The sequence below is a fragment of the Sphingobacterium paludis genome (assembly GCF_004364125.1).
Classification (GTDB): Bacteria; Bacteroidota; Bacteroidia; order Sphingobacteriales; family Sphingobacteriaceae; genus Sphingobacterium; species Sphingobacterium paludis.
The window spans coordinates 384,137-400,068 of the sequence record NZ_SNZV01000002.1; the positions used below are offsets into that span (position 1 = coordinate 384,137).

Annotated in this window: 14 protein-coding genes; 13 read left to right on the forward strand and 1 reads right to left on the reverse strand. The window is 42.9% G+C overall.

What is annotated here, in order from left to right; translation table 11 throughout:
• The first annotated feature begins 111 nt into the window (after positions 1-111).
• Positions 112-2,124, forward strand: a complete 2,013-nt coding sequence (locus B0I21_RS04545; RefSeq protein ID WP_133639276.1) for a hypothetical protein — start codon at positions 112-114, stop codon at positions 2,122-2,124.
• 121 nt (positions 2,125-2,245) lie between these two features.
• Here B0I21_RS04545 and B0I21_RS04550 read toward each other — a convergent pair whose 3' ends face one another.
• Positions 2,246-2,749 (reverse strand): cupin domain-containing protein, encoded by a 504-nt coding sequence (locus tag B0I21_RS04550; protein ID WP_133639277.1) that lies wholly within the window; start codon positions 2,747-2,749, stop codon positions 2,246-2,248.
• 209 nt (positions 2,750-2,958) lie between these two features.
• Between B0I21_RS04550 and B0I21_RS04555 the strand changes: the two genes are divergently transcribed.
• The 12 genes from B0I21_RS04555 to B0I21_RS04610 all read left to right on the forward strand — a co-directional run bounded on the left by B0I21_RS04555 (position 2,959) and on the right by B0I21_RS04610 (position 15,929).
• Positions 2,959-5,181 carry a helix-turn-helix domain-containing protein gene (locus B0I21_RS04555; RefSeq protein WP_133639278.1) on the forward strand — a complete coding sequence of 741 codons (2,223 nt, stop codon included), beginning with the start codon at positions 2,959-2,961 and terminating at the stop codon, positions 5,179-5,181.
• 103 nt (positions 5,182-5,284) lie between these two features.
• A complete protein-coding gene (locus tag B0I21_RS04560; RefSeq protein WP_133639279.1) occupies positions 5,285-5,512 on the forward strand; it encodes an AtpZ/AtpI family protein in 228 nt (75 codons plus the stop codon).
• Complete coding sequence (locus tag B0I21_RS04565; RefSeq protein WP_133639280.1) at positions 5,505-5,909, forward strand: hypothetical protein; 405 nt, start codon at positions 5,505-5,507, stop codon at positions 5,907-5,909. The genes B0I21_RS04560 and B0I21_RS04565 overlap by 8 nt, the downstream gene beginning before the upstream one ends.
• A gap of 89 nt (positions 5,910-5,998) precedes the next feature.
• Entirely contained in the window at positions 5,999-7,093 is a 1,095-nt protein-coding gene (gene atpB / locus B0I21_RS04570; RefSeq protein ID WP_133639281.1) for a F0F1 ATP synthase subunit A, read from the forward strand.
• Between the two features lie 38 nt (positions 7,094-7,131).
• Positions 7,132-7,320, forward strand: coding sequence for an ATP synthase F0 subunit C (gene atpE, locus B0I21_RS04575; RefSeq protein WP_028070619.1), 189 nt, complete (start codon positions 7,132-7,134; stop codon positions 7,318-7,320).
• Positions 7,321-7,419: 99 nt separating this feature from the next.
• Positions 7,420-7,920, forward strand: coding sequence for a F0F1 ATP synthase subunit B (locus B0I21_RS04580; protein ID WP_133639282.1), 501 nt, complete (start codon positions 7,420-7,422; stop codon positions 7,918-7,920).
• 86 nt (positions 7,921-8,006) lie between these two features.
• Complete coding sequence (locus tag B0I21_RS04585) at positions 8,007-8,552, forward strand: F0F1 ATP synthase subunit delta (RefSeq protein ID WP_133639283.1); 546 nt, start codon at positions 8,007-8,009, stop codon at positions 8,550-8,552.
• Between the two features lie 55 nt (positions 8,553-8,607).
• The gene (gene atpA / locus B0I21_RS04590; protein ID WP_133639284.1) at positions 8,608-10,182 is read left to right on the forward strand and encodes a F0F1 ATP synthase subunit alpha; all 1,575 of its coding nucleotides are present in this window, start codon (positions 8,608-8,610) and stop codon (positions 10,180-10,182) included.
• A gap of 71 nt (positions 10,183-10,253) precedes the next feature.
• A complete protein-coding gene (gene atpG, locus B0I21_RS04595) occupies positions 10,254-11,141 on the forward strand; it encodes an ATP synthase F1 subunit gamma (protein ID WP_133639285.1) in 888 nt (295 codons plus the stop codon).
• Between the two features lie 255 nt (positions 11,142-11,396).
• A complete protein-coding gene (locus B0I21_RS04600) occupies positions 11,397-11,813 on the forward strand; it encodes a hypothetical protein (RefSeq protein WP_133639286.1) in 417 nt (138 codons plus the stop codon).
• Between the two features lie 28 nt (positions 11,814-11,841).
• Positions 11,842-13,848, forward strand: coding sequence for a helix-hairpin-helix domain-containing protein (locus B0I21_RS04605; RefSeq protein WP_166637771.1), 2,007 nt, complete (start codon positions 11,842-11,844; stop codon positions 13,846-13,848).
• The gene (locus B0I21_RS04610) at positions 13,842-15,929 is read left to right on the forward strand and encodes a ComEC/Rec2 family competence protein (protein WP_133639288.1); all 2,088 of its coding nucleotides are present in this window, start codon (positions 13,842-13,844) and stop codon (positions 15,927-15,929) included. The genes B0I21_RS04605 and B0I21_RS04610 overlap by 7 nt, the downstream gene beginning before the upstream one ends.
• The last annotated feature ends 3 nt before the right edge of the window (positions 15,930-15,932 follow it).

The window sequence follows — 15,932 nt, forward strand, 5'->3', positions numbered from 1 at the left end:
AAAAACACAGGATCCCTGAAAATTGCTATTTTTTGCCAAAATCAAGTATTTTAGCAACTATTTTTTTCTACTGCGTTACGCTTTTACTTATATTTAACAAAAGCGATTTTTATGGAACAGGAATCACGGGAGAAATATAAAATTGTGCCGCCCGCAGCTTGGGTGGAAACGGTCACCGACGAACAGTTGCTTTCGCAGATTGTCGAAACAGACTTTTCTCAGCGGCAGTATGATGATGGCAGAGACTACTGTTATTTCTTACGAAAGGTTCAGTATACCGATGATATCCAGAATGCGGAATACAATTTTATGGCTTATAGTGTTCAGCAACCTGGTACACTCGATTTTGCGTCGGTGAATGAATTTGTGTTGTATCAAGCCGAGCATATCGAATTTCATCGTATAGCAGTGTTGCGAGAAGGTGTGCTGATTGATAAGTTGCCGGATACAACCTTCAAGGTATTAGATAATGAAACACAAAGTATAGATGGTGTTTTAAATAGTTCAAAAAAAGTGAATATCGTCATCAAAGACATTCGTCTCCACGATATTATGATCGTGGAAGATACCCGCGTTGTTCATTTTACAGAAAAGGATTTTCTACGGAAGGCGCTGATTAAATATATATGGTTTAGTCCGGACGTGTATTGGGCGTATGGCAAATACGAGTTTGATTTGATTAATAAACGTCAAGATCCTATACGGTTTAAGAAGCTATATTTCCGTGACGACCTTGGCGAGCTGTTGCCTATTGAGGAGGGCTTGATCGGTCCCGGCGAAACGTTTTCACTTGGCTTCACCGATTATATAAACGCAGTAGATATCAACCGGGAGGTATATCCCTTTATCGATTTTGCAACGGATCGTAATTACGAAGAGTTGATGCAATTGGTGTACGCTTACTACCAAACCGCGTTAGCAACAAAATCGCTCGACGAATATGCGCCAGAATTGGTGACGAGGCTGGATGCGCTGAACGATCTGGACGCTAAGATACAGTTCGCCATTGAGTACGTGCAAAACAGTGTGCGCTATCTGTACAACGAGGACGAGATGCACGGACACAAGCCCCAGGACCCTTGGGTTACCTATGCGTTTAAGCAAGGAGATTGCAAAGCCAAAACAATACTTCTTAAGAGCATCCTGCAATACCTTGGTGTAGAGTGTAGCATTGTCTTGGTAAATTTTAATGCAGACTTTTACGTCAACAAGTACCTGCCTTCGCTTTTTAATTTCAACCATGTTATCCTGAAGATCGCTCATCAAAATGTGGATTATTTTGTGGATGCGACCTCGCGTGATGAATATGGCTCCTTGGAAAATAGGTCGTTCATCAGTTTCTTAAATTATTTAGAAATAAAGCCGGAAAGCACCATGCAGCAGCGCAAAGGGTATAAATCGCCTGGTTTTTCCATTTTTGATCAAATTCTGTTTGAAGTCAAAAACGATGTAGGATTTATCACATTGAAAACAACGTATAGGTACAACCGTGCGAATGCTATGCGCAGGTATTTCAAGAACACCAATAAGAAAGCTATTGTAGACCATACCAATAACTTCGTCTTTAGCTGCATGGACATCGTGGAACCTGATGGTGGAAACGATAAGCGCGATATTTTCAAAGATGCTACGATTACCGTAGTGCATGATGATAAAACCGATAACCTCTTTATTACGGAGTACACGGCTACGATTGAGAAGCCTTATTACATAACGAGTGACGGGCGGAAGTATCTAAAATTCTACGACGCAAGTATCTTGAAACAAAATTTGCGCGACTACGTGCAGAAAGATGTGAGCTTTTGGCAATCGTTTGAGTCAGAAAAGTATCAAATCAATATACGCTCGGACAAGCCTATTGATGTACGAGATGAAGTAACTAATAAGCAATTGGCCGTCGAATACGAGCTGTTTAAATATACGATTAAAAAGAAGATAGAACGGTACGGGGCTGTAGCCGATATTGAATTTGTTCCATTGTCCAATGTTGAGGTGCCCGTTTCCGAAATACCTTCGCTGCGTGATAAATACGCGGAAATTGGGCGCAGCGCCTACGGACTAGGCGTTGGCATTGCTAAACCCACACTTTTGGATTCACTCAAAAGCATGTTTCGTAAGGCATAAGGAGCCAGGCGACGTTAACCGGTCTTGCCCTGTAAAAATGCGTCATGCTTACTCGCGATGACGCATTTTTTTATTCCGTGCTTTTTAAAACACTTGATCTTACCCCAGTTCAGAATAACAACTATCTACCGAAATCGTCTTGTACACGCACGATGTCGCTTTCGTCAGATGGATTCTCGCTATCGGTATGTTGCCAAATTTCAGCCACCACGCCATATCCTTCTAGTCCGATCAGACGATGTCTTTCGCCTTGCGACAACCGAATGAATTCACCCACGGTAAGTCTTTTCAGCTCATTCTCTTCATCCGTATTGCTCGTTACGACCCCCACTTCACCTTGTGTGACGCGCCAAATTTCTGCCCGACGGTGGTGGTATTGCCATGATAAACGTTTGTTGGGAGCGACAACTAGTATTTTAGGGCTTAGCTTGCCAGATATTTTTAAGCCTTGCACATCTAATCCGTCGAAGTACTGATCTGCGAATTGCTGCGCTTGGTCTTCATTAATAACGAAAAAGCCACCCCAAGGTCTTGTTTGATCGATATTGTCAATTTCGAAACCTTCTGTTTTTAGTTTTTCTTCAATCTGGCTAAATAATTCGCCTTTCTCCATATGTTCTGCCATGTTTTAAGTATTTGTGGTGAAGTTAATAGTTTTCTGAAATTACACCAAAAAAAAGCATGTTTGAGCGTTTTTTTTCGATGCTAAATGGATTATGCGTGCATTGTAGAGTATGGATACGATGTCTTTCTACAGCATATCGATTGCGACCTTCGGCTGAACAGATAGATATTGCTATCTTTGTGGTTCATCAATAATCAGGGAGTAAATTCATGGGACATACAGAAGTTGACGGTAAAAATGTGGCCTTTATGCAGGCCGTTTCTTTCGTTAATCAAACCAATCAGCATTTATTTCTAACGGGGAAGGCCGGAACAGGTAAAACCACCTTTTTAAAATATATCCGAGACAATTCATATAAGAAAATGGCGATAACGGCGCCTACCGGTGTTGCAGCGATGAATGCGGGAGGCACAACCTTACATGCTTTATTCTGGCTGCCGTTCGGTGTGTTTATCGAAGACTATACGCTGAAATGGGACGAACAGGATAGCCATATCTACAACAAAAGCCGGCTTTTTTCAACCATCAAATTGACCAAACAGCGCCGTGCTATTTTGCAGGAGCTTGAACTCTTGGTGATTGACGAGGTGTCGATGGTTCGTGCAGACACGCTGGATGCTATCGATGTGATTTTAAAATCGGTACGGCGCGATATGCGTCCATTTGGTGGGGTGCAGATGTTGTTCATCGGCGACCTCTATCAGCTGCCGCCCGTGGTGCGTGACCATGAGTGGCAAGTGTTGCGGCAGCACTACAGCAGCCCGTTCTTTTTTGATGCGAAAGTGTTGCGCGAACATCCGCCAGTGCTCCTAGAGCTAAACAAAATATACCGGCAAAACGATAGCGACTTTATTGGTTTGTTAAATAATATCCGAAATAATGAGTGCTCACAAGCGGATCTGGATTATTTAAATGCGCATTATCGCGAGCAGTTCTCTCCCGAAGATGGTGAGCAGTTTATTACACTAACCTCACATAATAAGCTGGCAGAAGGCATTAACCAAGAGCAGCTCATGAAATTAAGCGGCACTATGCATAATGTCAAAGCGGTGGTTAAAGATGAATTTCAGCAATCATCGTATCCTGCCGAAGAGGTGCTTCCTCTTAAAATTGGTGCGCAGGTGATGTTTATTAAAAACGATACCGGCGAGGATCGGAAGTTTTTCAATGGAAAGATCGGGACGGTGAAGGAGTTGCATTTGGATAAGCATCAAGTTGTTGTTTCTTTTCAGGATGGCTCAGAGGATGTCACAGTTCGCCGGGAAACCTGGGAAAATATTCGTTATAATTACAATAAAGGGGAAGATAAGATCGAAGAGGAGGTAATGGGGACTTTCTCCCAATTTCCGCTGCGTTTGGCTTGGGCGATTACGATCCACAAAAGTCAGGGCTTAACTTTTGATCGGGCGGTTATCGATGCAGGTACATCGTTTGCTGCAGGTCAGGTTTATGTCGCACTCAGCCGGCTCACAGGGCTTGAAGGATTGGTTTTGAAGTCCAAAATCCCACATCATTCCATTCGTACAGATTTTCAGGTGGTTGACTTTATGAAGCGTATGCGCCCAGGAGATGAAGTAGCAAAAATGTTGGAGTTATGTCAGCGGCACTATCTTGGGCAAATCCTTTTACAAAGTTTTCGCTGGACAACCCTGGTTGAGGGCGTAGATGAGTTGAGCGAATCCTTGGCAAAACGAAATATTGATAGCAAGGATGCGGCCCTTCTCGTGTTGAACGGCGTGGCAGGCGCCTTACGTGAACAGGAAAAAGTGGCCAATAAATTCATCACACAGTTATATGCTATGCTGCGCGATAAGGCGCAACTAGACTACGGTAAGATTTGCGAACGCACACAGTCTGCTGTGGCTTGGTTTCTTCCGAAATTTGATAACGATGTTTTGATCGCCATGCAGGAACATATTGAAGCGTGGAAAGTGAAAAAACGCACCAAAAAGTATGTTGAAGAGTTACGTTCGCTGTTGTTGGATTTTAGACGTAAAAAAGAGCAGCTAGCGCATTGTCTTACCATCGCTGACATATTAACGCAGGAGGGTGATTTGTCGCAGGTTGTAGACTCACTCCATGCCAAGGAAAAGACAAAGGATAGCGAGGTGAAATCCGCGGCTGACGATGATGCGGTAAAAGACACGAAGGCTATTTCGCTGGATATGTTTATGGACGGGCTAAGCATCGAAGATATTGCGAAGAAGAGGGATATGGTGGTAGGCACCATTTATGGACATTTGATCAATTACGTGGGAACGGAGGTGGAAGCGACAGATCTTATCGCCGAAGAAAAGCTTGAGAGGATAATGGATGTCATCCGCCAAAATCCAGATAAGTCTTCTTCTGAACTGAAAGTGATCTTGGGGGCAGAATTCGACTATCCGGATATTAAAATTGGACAAAAGATGCTCGAACTTGCTGCAGGCTAGTTTTTTACTTTCTTTTTAAAGGAAAGTGGGAAAAGCCGGAGTGTGCAGGATAGTTTCTGCATATTAAATCCTATCTTTGAGTCCTTTTAGTTGCCGAGGGAAAATGGAAGAAAAAAAGGGAAGTAACGCGAAGAACAAATGGTTGGTCTTTACTTCTATGCCCATACAAATGGGCGTAACAATTTATCTGTTTTATCGATTGGGCGGCTGGTTGGACGAGCGCTATTCGGTGGAAGGAGAGTGGTGGATGAAAGGGCTAACCATGTTGGGTGTTGTCGTATCCATGTATCAATTTATAAGACAGGTCAATTATTTGAACAAGAATGAATAAGTATGTGCGTTTCGGTATTTTTCTGTTGCTGTTAGCAGGAGTAAGTTATGGCCTTCATACATTAATCTTACAAAATCTGGGAGTTGATTCGTATTGGCTACAAACTGATTTTTCCCTGACGGGCATGTATCTGTTCTTTTTTGGAGCTTCACTGGCGGTTACCGTCCTCCTGTTATTAGCAGATTTTGCTTTTCCAAATTATCTGAGTTTCGTATTTCTGGGCTGTATTCTGGTAAAGGCTATCGCGAGCTATTTGTTTATTCGATCCGGCCTCAATTTATTCGAAAACGACTTTTTAGAATTGAACTTTTTGGTGGTGTTTTTTATCTTTTTATTATATGATATTTTGGTGGCTTATAAGCTTGTGAATCAAGGAGTAAAGGTTGTTGAAAAGTAAATCTATAAAAAGTTCTAACATTTGTTAACAAATGCCAAATAAAGTTGTATTTTTGCGCAAAATTTTTTATCATTCAATAGTAAATCGAAATGGTGAGTCTTAAGAGAGCACTTTTATTTTTTACAGTAATCTTCTTTGCTGTTGCCCCGTTTACCGCACTTCGTGCCGCAGAAGAAGCGCATCATGAAGAAGCGTCTAAATCCCAAGCGGAGGAAATTCAGGAATACAGTCAGCATCACTTGGAGGACGATTATTATTTTTCGTTGTTTACGGATAAAAAAGCTGGGAAGCACTATGGTTTTCCGTTGCCGGTTATCTTGATTGACGGAGGTCTTCAGGTTTTTTCGTCTGGAGAATTTCACCATGGAGAGTCTGTAGTTGAGAAGAACGGTCAATTTTACAAGCTACACCACGGCAAGATCTACAAAACGGATGCTGCTGGAACGTTAACCTTTGATGAGCATCACCATGCTACAAATGCAAAACCTTTAGACTTTTCGATCACAAAAAACGTAGTAGGTTTATTCCTTGCGGCAGCGTTGTTATTTTGGGGTTTTATTAGCTTAGCAGGAACGTATAAGAAAGGTCCGAATGCCCTTCCGAAAGGGATGGGTCGTGCACTAGAGCCTTTGGTACTTTATGTTCGCGATGAAATGGCTATGCCTAACATCGGTCACCGGTACAAAGAATTCATGCCGTATCTTTTATCGGTATTTTTCTTAATCTTTGTTTTGAACTTATTGGGCTTAACTCCACTTGGGTTTAACGTTACAGGGAATATTTCGGTCACTTTGTGTTTAGCCCTTTTCACATTTTTAATTACGAATTTCAAGGCGAACAAAGACTACTGGAAGCATATTTTTTGGATGCCAGGTGTTCCTGTTCCATTCAAATTTGTACTCGCACCTATCGAAGTGTTGGGTATGTTTACGAAGCCTTTTTCGCTTATGCTACGTTTGTTTGCCAACATTACTGCGGGTCACTCCGTGGTGATGGGACTTATCGCAATCGTATATTTATTTCAACAGCAACTGACTGTGCCAGGTAGTATTGGTGTCTCTTTGGTATTGACATTAATCTTGACCTTCTTGGAATTGTTGGTTGCCTTTTTACAGGCGTTTATCTTCACTATGTTGTCTTCGTTGTTTATCGGGATGGCTGTCGAGGAGCACGCTCATCACTAAGCATTTTTTGTTAAATTTTATATTATAAATTCATTACTATGTACAACTTAATTGGAGCAGGTTTAATCGTAATCGGTGCAGGTTTAGGTTTAGGTAAAATCGGTGGTTCAGCTATGGAAGCTATCGCTCGTCAACCAGAAGCAGCATCTAAAATTCAAACTGCTATGATCATCATTGGTGCCCTAGTAGAAGGTTTAGCATTCGGTGCTTTAATCTTAGGTAAATAAACCAATGTACAGTACAAGGCATCCTTTGCAACGGTTGGTTGCAAAGGTGCTTTTTTAAAAGACAAAAAATAGAAATATTATCATTTATACTATTATACAATGGATGCATTAATTAATCAGTTCTCGTATGGTTTGTTCTTTTGGCAAATTATCATTTTATTGATCGTGATCTTTATCTTGGGTAAATTTGCATGGAAGCCAATCATCAATGCTTTGGAAGAACGCGAGAAAGGTATTTCTGATGCTTTGGCTTCTGCGGAGAAGGCTAAATTGGAGATGGCTCGTTTAACCAATGAGAATGAGCAACTATTAAAAGAGGCGCGTGCAGAGAGAGATGAGATTTTGAAAGAAGCGAAAGAACTGAAAGATAAAATCGTTTCTGAGGCAAAGCACGAAGCGCAAGATTCTGCGAAGAAAATCTTGGAACAAGCGAAGCAGGAAATCGAAGAGCAAAAGAACTTAGCATTAGCTGAAGTTAAGAACCAAGTTTCTTCTTTATCTTTGGATATTGCGCGTAAGGTATTGACAAAAGAATTTCAAGACCAAGGCAAGCAAGAAGCGTTTGTTGCAGACTTGTTGAAGGATGTTAAATTAAACTAAGATTGAAAAGCAATTAGGCTTTTTTATTTTTCAATTTTTACTTTTTAAACCGAGCGTAGCGAGCTCATCAACGATAATTTAATAACATGTCAATTTTTACAGTTGCCTCCAGATATGCAAAATCACTTCTTGAACTAGCCCAGGAGCAAGGTAATTTAGACGCTGTTAAAGCCGATATCGATCAAATCGTTGTCGTTTTGAAGTCCAATACGGGAATTCAGACAGTTCTAAAAAACCCTATCATTAGTGCAGATAAAAAGCGGAGTATTTTACAGGCCCTTTTCGATGGAAAGGTGAACCCCTTGATCGTATCCTTTTTCAATGTATTAGTAAGCAAGGGGCGTGGTAATATTCTAGTTGATATCGCTCAGGAATTTATTCGCGAATACAACCAATTGAAAGGTATCGTTAATGCGACTGTTATTTCGGCAACGAAATTATCGGAAAAAAATCTGAATGATTTACAGGCAAAGATTTCTCAAGAAATCAACGCGCAGGTATTGCTCAAGAACAAGGTAGATGCTTCCGTGATCGGTGGTTTCAAACTTCTTGTTGGCGACAGACAGATCGACGCAACGATAGCCGGTAAATTGAATAAATTGGAAAAATATTTTGTAAGTCAAGGCGTTTAATTCGCATTGACTTTTGGATAAAAAATAAAATCAAAAACCCCTTATACTAATAACAATGATAGAGGTAAGACCAGATGAAGTTTCGGCAATTCTTAGAGAGCAATTGTCAAGCTTTAAATCAGAAGCCGAACTCGAGGAAGTGGGTACCGTACTTACTGTGGGTGACGGTATTGCTCGTATTTACGGCTTAACTAAAGTTCAGTCCGGTGAGTTGGTTGAATTTGATAACGGATTAGAAGGTATCGTATTGAACTTGGAAGAAGACAACGCGGGTGTTGTACTTTTAGGATCTTCAGACGAAATCAAAGAAGGTGATACCGTAAAACGTACAAAACGCATCGCATCTATCAAGGTTGGTGAAGGTATGTTGGGTCGCGTGGTGAACACATTAGGCCAGCCTATCGATGGTAAAGGACCTATAGCAGGCGAAACGTACGAGATGCCTATTGAGCGTAAAGCGCCAGGTGTAATCTATCGTCAGCCCGTAACGGAGCCATTACAGACAGGTATCAAAGCAATTGACGCGATGATCCCTGTAGGACGTGGTCAGCGGGAGCTTGTCATCGGTGACCGTCAGACAGGTAAAACTGCGGTATGTATTGATACCATTTTGAACCAAAAAGAGTTTTATGATGCAGGTCATCCTGTATTCTGTATATATGTTGCAGTTGGTCAGAAAAATTCTACAGTAGCCAATATCGTTCGCGTATTGGAAGAAAAAGGAGCCATGGCCTATACGGTTGTTGTTGCGGCTTCTGCTGCAGATCCTGCACCGTTGCAATTCTATGCACCAATGTCAGGTGCTGCAATCGGAGAATTTTTCCGTGACACAGGTCGTCCGGCGTTGATCGTCTATGATGATTTATCAAAACAAGCCGTAGCATACCGTGAAGTTTCCTTGTTGTTACGTCGTCCTCCAGGACGTGAAGCATACCCAGGAGACGTGTTTTACTTGCACTCTCGCCTATTGGAGAGAGCTGCGAAAATCAACTCTTCTGATGATATCGCGCGCAATATGAATGACCTCCCTGAGTCAATCAAGCACTTGGTAAAAGGCGGTGGTTCATTGACAGCGCTTCCGATTATCGAGACCCAAGCAGGTGACGTATCAGCTTATATTCCTACGAACGTAATCTCGATTACGGATGGTCAGATTTTCTTGGAATCCAACTTGTTCAACGCAGGTATCCGCCCAGCGATCAACGTAGGTATCTCGGTATCGCGTGTAGGTGGTAACGCGCAGATCAAATCAATGAAAAAGGTTTCTGGTACATTAAAATTGGATCAGGCGCAGTTCCGTGAGTTAGAAGCTTTCGCTAAGTTTGGTTCTGACCTAGATGCAGCTACCAAAGCGGTTCTTGATAAAGGTATTCGTAACGTTGAAATATTGAAACAAGGCCAATATTCGCCAGTAGCGGTAGAGAAACAAGTGGCGATTATCTACGCAGGTACAAAAGGTTTGTTCCGTTCTGTACCGGTGAAGGATGTTCGTAAATTTGAAGAAGAGTATTTAACGCAACTAGAGCAACGTCATCCAGAAGTGTTGGCCGGCTTGAAAGCAGGAAAATTCAGCGATGAATTGACGGATGTGTTAGATAAAGTAGCTAAAGAGTTAGCAGCAAAATATTAATCAGATAGGGGTGTAGCGCGTGGTGCATAATCTGTATGGACCATGCGCGAAGCTCAAATCGACACTAGTATATGGCAAATTTAAAAGAAGTTAGAAACCGGATTAGCTCGGTAAGCTCGACGCAACAAATCACCAAGGCCATGAAAATGGTGGCGGCCGCGAAATTGAAGCGTGCGACAAATGCTATAGTACAGTTACGTCCGTATGCCAATAAGCTAAGAGATATTTTAGCGCAAGTTTCCGCTTCTGTGGAAGGAAATGACTCTCCCTATACGCAAGACCGTATCCCCACAAAGGTATTGGTTATTGTGTTGACATCAAATAGAGGTCTAGCCGGTGCTTTCAATGCTAATGCAATAAAAACAGCTAATAACTTGATTTTTAGCAAGTATGCGGAGCAGCATGCCCGAGGCAACTTAAGCATCATCGCTATTGGTAAACGTGGTCACGATTTCTTTCAAAAACGTGGTTTTAATGTCATTGGCAACTATAATGACTTGTATAGTGATCTTAACTTCCTGAATGTATCACAGGTTACAGAATATGTAATGAAGGAATACAAAGCTGGAAATATCGATCGTGTAGAGGTTGTTTACAACGAGTTCCGCAATGCTGCTGTCCAAATTTTGACAGCAGAACAACTATTGCCTTTGGTTCCTCAAGAGACAGCGGAAGTGGAGAAATCCAATGCCGAAGTAGATTATATTATCGAACCATCGAAAGAAAAAATTATCGAAGAGCTGATTCCAAAAGCTATCAAAACGCAATTGTATAAGGCGGTTCTAGATTCCAATGCTTCCGAGCATGGAGCGCGTATGACGGCCATGGATAAAGCGACTGAAAATGCTGGCGATTTACTCAAATCGCTAAAACTTTCCTACAACCAGGCTCGCCAAGCTGCAATCACAACCGAGCTTTCGGAGATTGTTTCTGGAGCTGCAGCTTTGTCAAACGGATAAGTCTACTTTAATACTATAAAAAAGGCTGCTTCATGTAACGATGAGCAGCCTTTTTACTTTGTATGGCCATAGCCATCTTCGACCCCTTTTTTTGTTCTCGCCCTCGCTATCGCCCCACGTGCTATTGCACTGGGCATACTTCTAGCGCTTCCACATGCTACATGACAGCTTGATTTTACTTGATTAAATTTTTATCGCAATTTATGCTTTTTTTAGAAAATTTATTTTATCTTTAAGCATCAATTATAGTGAATTATGATAATCAAGGTGTTACTTCTCCGAGTAATTACCCGTCGGTTATCTGCTCAACAGTTTTCTTTCCCTCTTTATTTGGGGGCGGGCGTTGTCGGCTCGACATACGAGGAGATCTTTGCATCGCAGGATAATTCGGCAGGTAATACATCAACTCACCCCCGTGGTGTAGGCCGAGCTGCTCTTCAACAGCATGTGAAGCGGTCAGAAATAATCAGGCGAGCCAAAGCAGCCATCTCGCAGGTTGGGTTAACATTCTTCGCGTTTGCCTTCTCCAACCATCGTTCCCTAGCATCGAAGTTGCCTCTTTATGTGGCAAATTTGACATATATACTCATGTCTCCGCTTGATGATCTCTCATCAATCATGCTATCCATTTTTCTTTCACCGCTACCTTTATCAATGTCCTATGTGTTTTAAAGCTTCCATATTAACTGTATGCTTCTTTATGTGGGTATTTGAATCAGCCGGTCAGGTTTTTTCGGAGATAACGATGGAGCAAGAGATTGTGGAGCAAATTCTGGATAACTTGGATCAAGAAGTTGATCTGAGTGAATTTACCGAGCTGCTTCGTTTTTACCTAAAACATAAGATCGATTTGAATACCACCGATGGCAAGGAACTGCGCGATCTTTTATTTTTAAGCCCACTTCAGGTCTTGGGAATAATTAAACATCGCCATTCCACGGGCGCTTTTTTGTCGGTTGTAGAATTGCAGGCTGTAGAAGAACTTGATCTACAAACAGCAGAGATGCTACTCCCTTTTGTGACGGTTCGTCCGCGAGGTAATTTTCGGGATTTGACGTGGAAAGAGCTCCGTGGCAAAACCGATCAGGAGGCAATACTTCGTTATGGGCGAGTGCTCGAAGAGCAACTAGGCTACACTATCGAGGATGCGAACCGGTCTAGGTATTTGGGAGATCCAAACCGATATATGGTTCGCTACCGCTTAAACATGGCCGATAAGGTTATGCTGGCCGTCAACATGAAAAAGGACGCCGGAGAACCTTTTTTTCGTGAGCAACAGCAATTTGGCTTTGATCATTACGGAGCAAGCTTGTATGTGAAAGGCGAGACAACCTTGAAGGAATTAATTATTGGCGATTATGCGTTGCAGGTTGGGCAGGGGTTAGTTGCATGGAATGGCTTAAGTTTTGGCAAGGGTGCTATGATTACGACGAGCGCGCGTCATGCAGCTACCATTCGTCCCTATACATCCATGAACGAGTTTAACTTTCTACGTGGCGTGGCTGCCACTTTGCGTTGGAGAGATGTGGAGATTACACCATTTGCTTCGCTGCGCCACCTCTCTGGATCGGTAGTAGAAACAGAAGGTGGCACCGAAATTCGTTCTATTTCGTTAACGGGACTGCATCGCACACCGACAGAATTGCGCAACCGGCATCAAGTCCGACAACTGGTTACGGGTGCCAATGTTTACTACAATCGACGGCGTTTGCGTCTCGGGGCCGTTGCGCTTTACAGCCGTTACAATGGTACCATCGTTCCTGCAGCAGGTTTGCGCAACCTGTATAGTTTCCGTGGGCAGCAAAGTACTAATGTCGCCGTGAACTACCAGTTTACCCTGCGTAATGCATATTTTTTTGGGGAATACGCGTACCAAATAGATGGTGATTGGGCGACAATAAACGGGATCATAGCAAGCCTGCACCCCAAAGTCTCTGTTTTTGCCAACTATCGTAATTACCAAAAAGGATATTATGCACCGCTTAGCCAAGCCCTAGGCGAAGGAAGTAGGGTAACCAACGAACGCGGAGTTTATTCCGGCATTTCTTACCGCCTTGCTAGGAAGGTAGACTGGGTCAGTTACGTAGATATTTTTCGTTTTCCTTGGTTGCGCTACCGTGTGGACGCCCCTAGTGCTGGCTTTGATATCTTTTCGCAGTTTACCTACTCGTGGTACAAGAAAGGAAACATAGCACTGCGCTATCGGTACCGAGTGAAGCAAGAGAATAGTCCCGATCCTAGACCTGAACGCCTGCTGGCTGATATATGGCGGCATCAGGTACGTTTAAATTTTCAATACAAACTAAGCAGACACTGGGAAATTCGGTCGCGATGTGAGACCGTGTCTTTCCAGAAAGAATATCGCTTTGATCGAGGAACGCTGTTTTTTCAGGATGTTTTTTGGACACCTCAAAAATTGCCCTTTCACCTTAACATGCGGATGGCGATGTTTCATACAGACTCCTACGATGCTCGGCTGTATGCCTTCGAAAACGATGTGCTGTACGCTAGTTCTTTCCCGTTATACAACGGAAAAGGCTGGAGATCGTATGCAAACCTACGTTACCGGATGACGAAGCAAGTGGACTTTTGGGCACGTTATAGCGTGAGCAGTTACCGGAATGTTGAAACGGTGGGGTCTGGTTTAGATCGAAGTGATGGTGCCGTTCGCTCGGAGGTAAAAATACAAATGCGGTACAGATGGTAAGCTTGTCTTTCACCGAAGCGCTTCGAAGGATGCCCTTTCTGCGGGTCTTGCTATGCTATGCTGGGGGCATCTTGCTTGGCCGTATGGAGGAGATGCCGCCCAGCTTCTTGCTCATCATAAGCGGAAGCGCCTTGCTGTTGGTTGCGGTCATGTTGTTCCTGGTTGCCTTCACGAAGCAGATGAATCCATTTCTATTTCCTATACTTTTCTATGTTTGCTTGCTTATTTTCGGTATGCTATCTGTTGCGCAACCTCTTGCAACACATCAAAGGAGCAGTTTTGACCAAGATCAATTGGAAACTTGTATCGGTGTGATCGTCGACGAACCCAGTGTGCGGGCGAAGGTTATTCGCTTCCCTGTAGTACTTCAACAAGGGCAATTAGGTGATCGAAGGTTCCCATTATCAGCTAAAGTAATGCTCAGTGTGGCGCGCGGCGACGAAGTACAGGAGTTTCGATACGGTGATAAAATTGCGTTTAAAAATACCTTACAGCCGATACCGCCCCCGTATAATCCGCAGCAGTTTGACTATAAGCGCTATTGCGCAAACAAAAATATCCACTACCAAGCCTACGTTCGCATCGATGATTATAAAGCTATCGGTCACGAGCGGGGAGATCTTTTGGTAGGCTTAGCGCTTGACCTACGCCATAAATTAAAAGAGAAATTTTCAAAAGTTGTTTACGACCAGGAAGCTTTGCAGGTTTGTGCGGCGCTGATCTTTGGCCACCGTAGCGATTTCAATAATGAAACCTTGCAAGTCTTTTCTGAAACGGGTACCATACATGTTTTGAGCGTTTCTGGCATGCATGTAGGAATCGTCTTTTATCTCTTAAACCTTATCTGCCATTTTTTGGACAACATACGATATGGAAAGCTGTGTCGTTTCCTGTTTATTATGCTCGCTGTATGGAGTTATGTGATTCTTACTGGAATGGCTCCATCTATCCTTCGTGCCGGCTTAATGATCTCTTTCCTTTTACTTGCCAATTTGGGAAAACGGAAGTATGGCAGTTTAAACTCTCTTTTTGCCTCAGCGTTTGTACTTCTTCTTTTTGATCCATTATTGCTTTTCGACGTGGGTTTTCAGTTGTCGTATATGGCGGTATTTGGTCTATTTACCCTGTATCCCTTACTAAATGGCCTCATTAGGCCACGATATTGGTTGCCGCGCGTTACGCTGCAATTAATCTGGGTATCGGTGAGCGCCCAATTGTTCACCGCGCCATTCGCCGTCTATTACTTTCAGCAGTTTCCGACCTACTTCCTTCTGGGAAATTTATTTATTGCAATTCCCTCCACCTTACTGATGTACTTAGGAATTTTATTGAGTTTTTCGCCATGGGCATTTTTAAATAGCTTTATCGGAATGGGATTGGTATACGTATGTAAGTTTATGCTAGAGGGCTTGTATATCGTGCAGCGATTACCACTGGCCGTGATCTCCGGGATTCAATTGGGTCTTCTTGAAATGATTCTATTGACGTTGTTGCTGCTGTTTTTCGTCATGTCGTGGCGTATGCGATCGAAGCTTATATTATTTCTGGCAATGGTCTTTCTCTTGCTGTTCAGTGCCTCTTCCACGTACTATTCTCATACGCACAGCACGTTTAGAGGGGTAAAGGTATATAACATAAAGCGTGATTTAGCCGTCGCGTTCATTGACAAAGGCCGAGTGTCATTGATCTCGACCTTAGACACGATTGACCACCCCAGTTTGAAGACGCAAGTTTGGCCCGATTTGCTCATGTATGCCAAGATGGATCAAGTGCGGTTTACACAGATAAATCGGCAGGCAGGAAGGAACTATACCGTCAGTAGCGCTTTGGGTAACATGCTAATCGTGGACGGCTACCTACGCTCGCCAATTCCAGATTCGACAACCTGGATCCTATTTCGCGATATGCGAAAAAGTGACGCGTGTATCTTATCCTCCATACGTCGGGGAACATTCCTTATTTTAGACGGTTCCAACTCGGAGAACGCCATTAGCGTGTTGTGTGAAAAGGCCGATTCTGCGCATGTTGAATATTATGTATTGAAAGATAATTTTGCTTATGTTTGGGCGAAGCCCGATTAGAAG

Bases quoted from the DNA above. Each gene is read 5' to 3' on its own strand.
- atpG (WP_133639285.1), top strand. From the start codon at position 10,254: ATGGCAAATTTAAAAGAAGTTAGAAACCGGATTAGCTCGGTAAGCTCG.
- atpB (WP_133639281.1), top strand. From the start codon at position 5,999: ATGGTGAGTCTTAAGAGAGCACTTTTATTTTTTACAGTAATCTTCTTT.
- B0I21_RS04555 (WP_133639278.1), top strand. From the start codon at position 2,959: ATGGGACATACAGAAGTTGACGGTAAAAATGTGGCCTTTATGCAGGCC.
- atpA (WP_133639284.1), top strand. From the start codon at position 8,608: ATGATAGAGGTAAGACCAGATGAAGTTTCGGCAATTCTTAGAGAGCAA.
- B0I21_RS04605 (WP_166637771.1), top strand. From the start codon at position 11,842: ATGTGGGTATTTGAATCAGCCGGTCAGGTTTTTTCGGAGATAACGATG.
- B0I21_RS04600 (WP_133639286.1), top strand. From the start codon at position 11,397: ATGATAATCAAGGTGTTACTTCTCCGAGTAATTACCCGTCGGTTATCT.
- atpE (WP_028070619.1), top strand. From the start codon at position 7,132: ATGTACAACTTAATTGGAGCAGGTTTAATCGTAATCGGTGCAGGTTTA.
- B0I21_RS04550 (WP_133639277.1), bottom strand. From the start codon at position 2,749: ATGGCAGAACATATGGAGAAAGGCGAATTATTTAGCCAGATTGAAGAA.
- B0I21_RS04585 (WP_133639283.1), top strand. From the start codon at position 8,007: ATGTCAATTTTTACAGTTGCCTCCAGATATGCAAAATCACTTCTTGAA.
- B0I21_RS04580 (WP_133639282.1), top strand. From the start codon at position 7,420: ATGGATGCATTAATTAATCAGTTCTCGTATGGTTTGTTCTTTTGGCAA.
- B0I21_RS04610 (WP_133639288.1), top strand. From the start codon at position 13,842: ATGGTAAGCTTGTCTTTCACCGAAGCGCTTCGAAGGATGCCCTTTCTG.
- B0I21_RS04545 (WP_133639276.1), top strand. From the start codon at position 112: ATGGAACAGGAATCACGGGAGAAATATAAAATTGTGCCGCCCGCAGCT.
- B0I21_RS04560 (WP_133639279.1), top strand. From the start codon at position 5,285: ATGGAAGAAAAAAAGGGAAGTAACGCGAAGAACAAATGGTTGGTCTTT.
- B0I21_RS04565 (WP_133639280.1), top strand. From the start codon at position 5,505: ATGAATAAGTATGTGCGTTTCGGTATTTTTCTGTTGCTGTTAGCAGGA.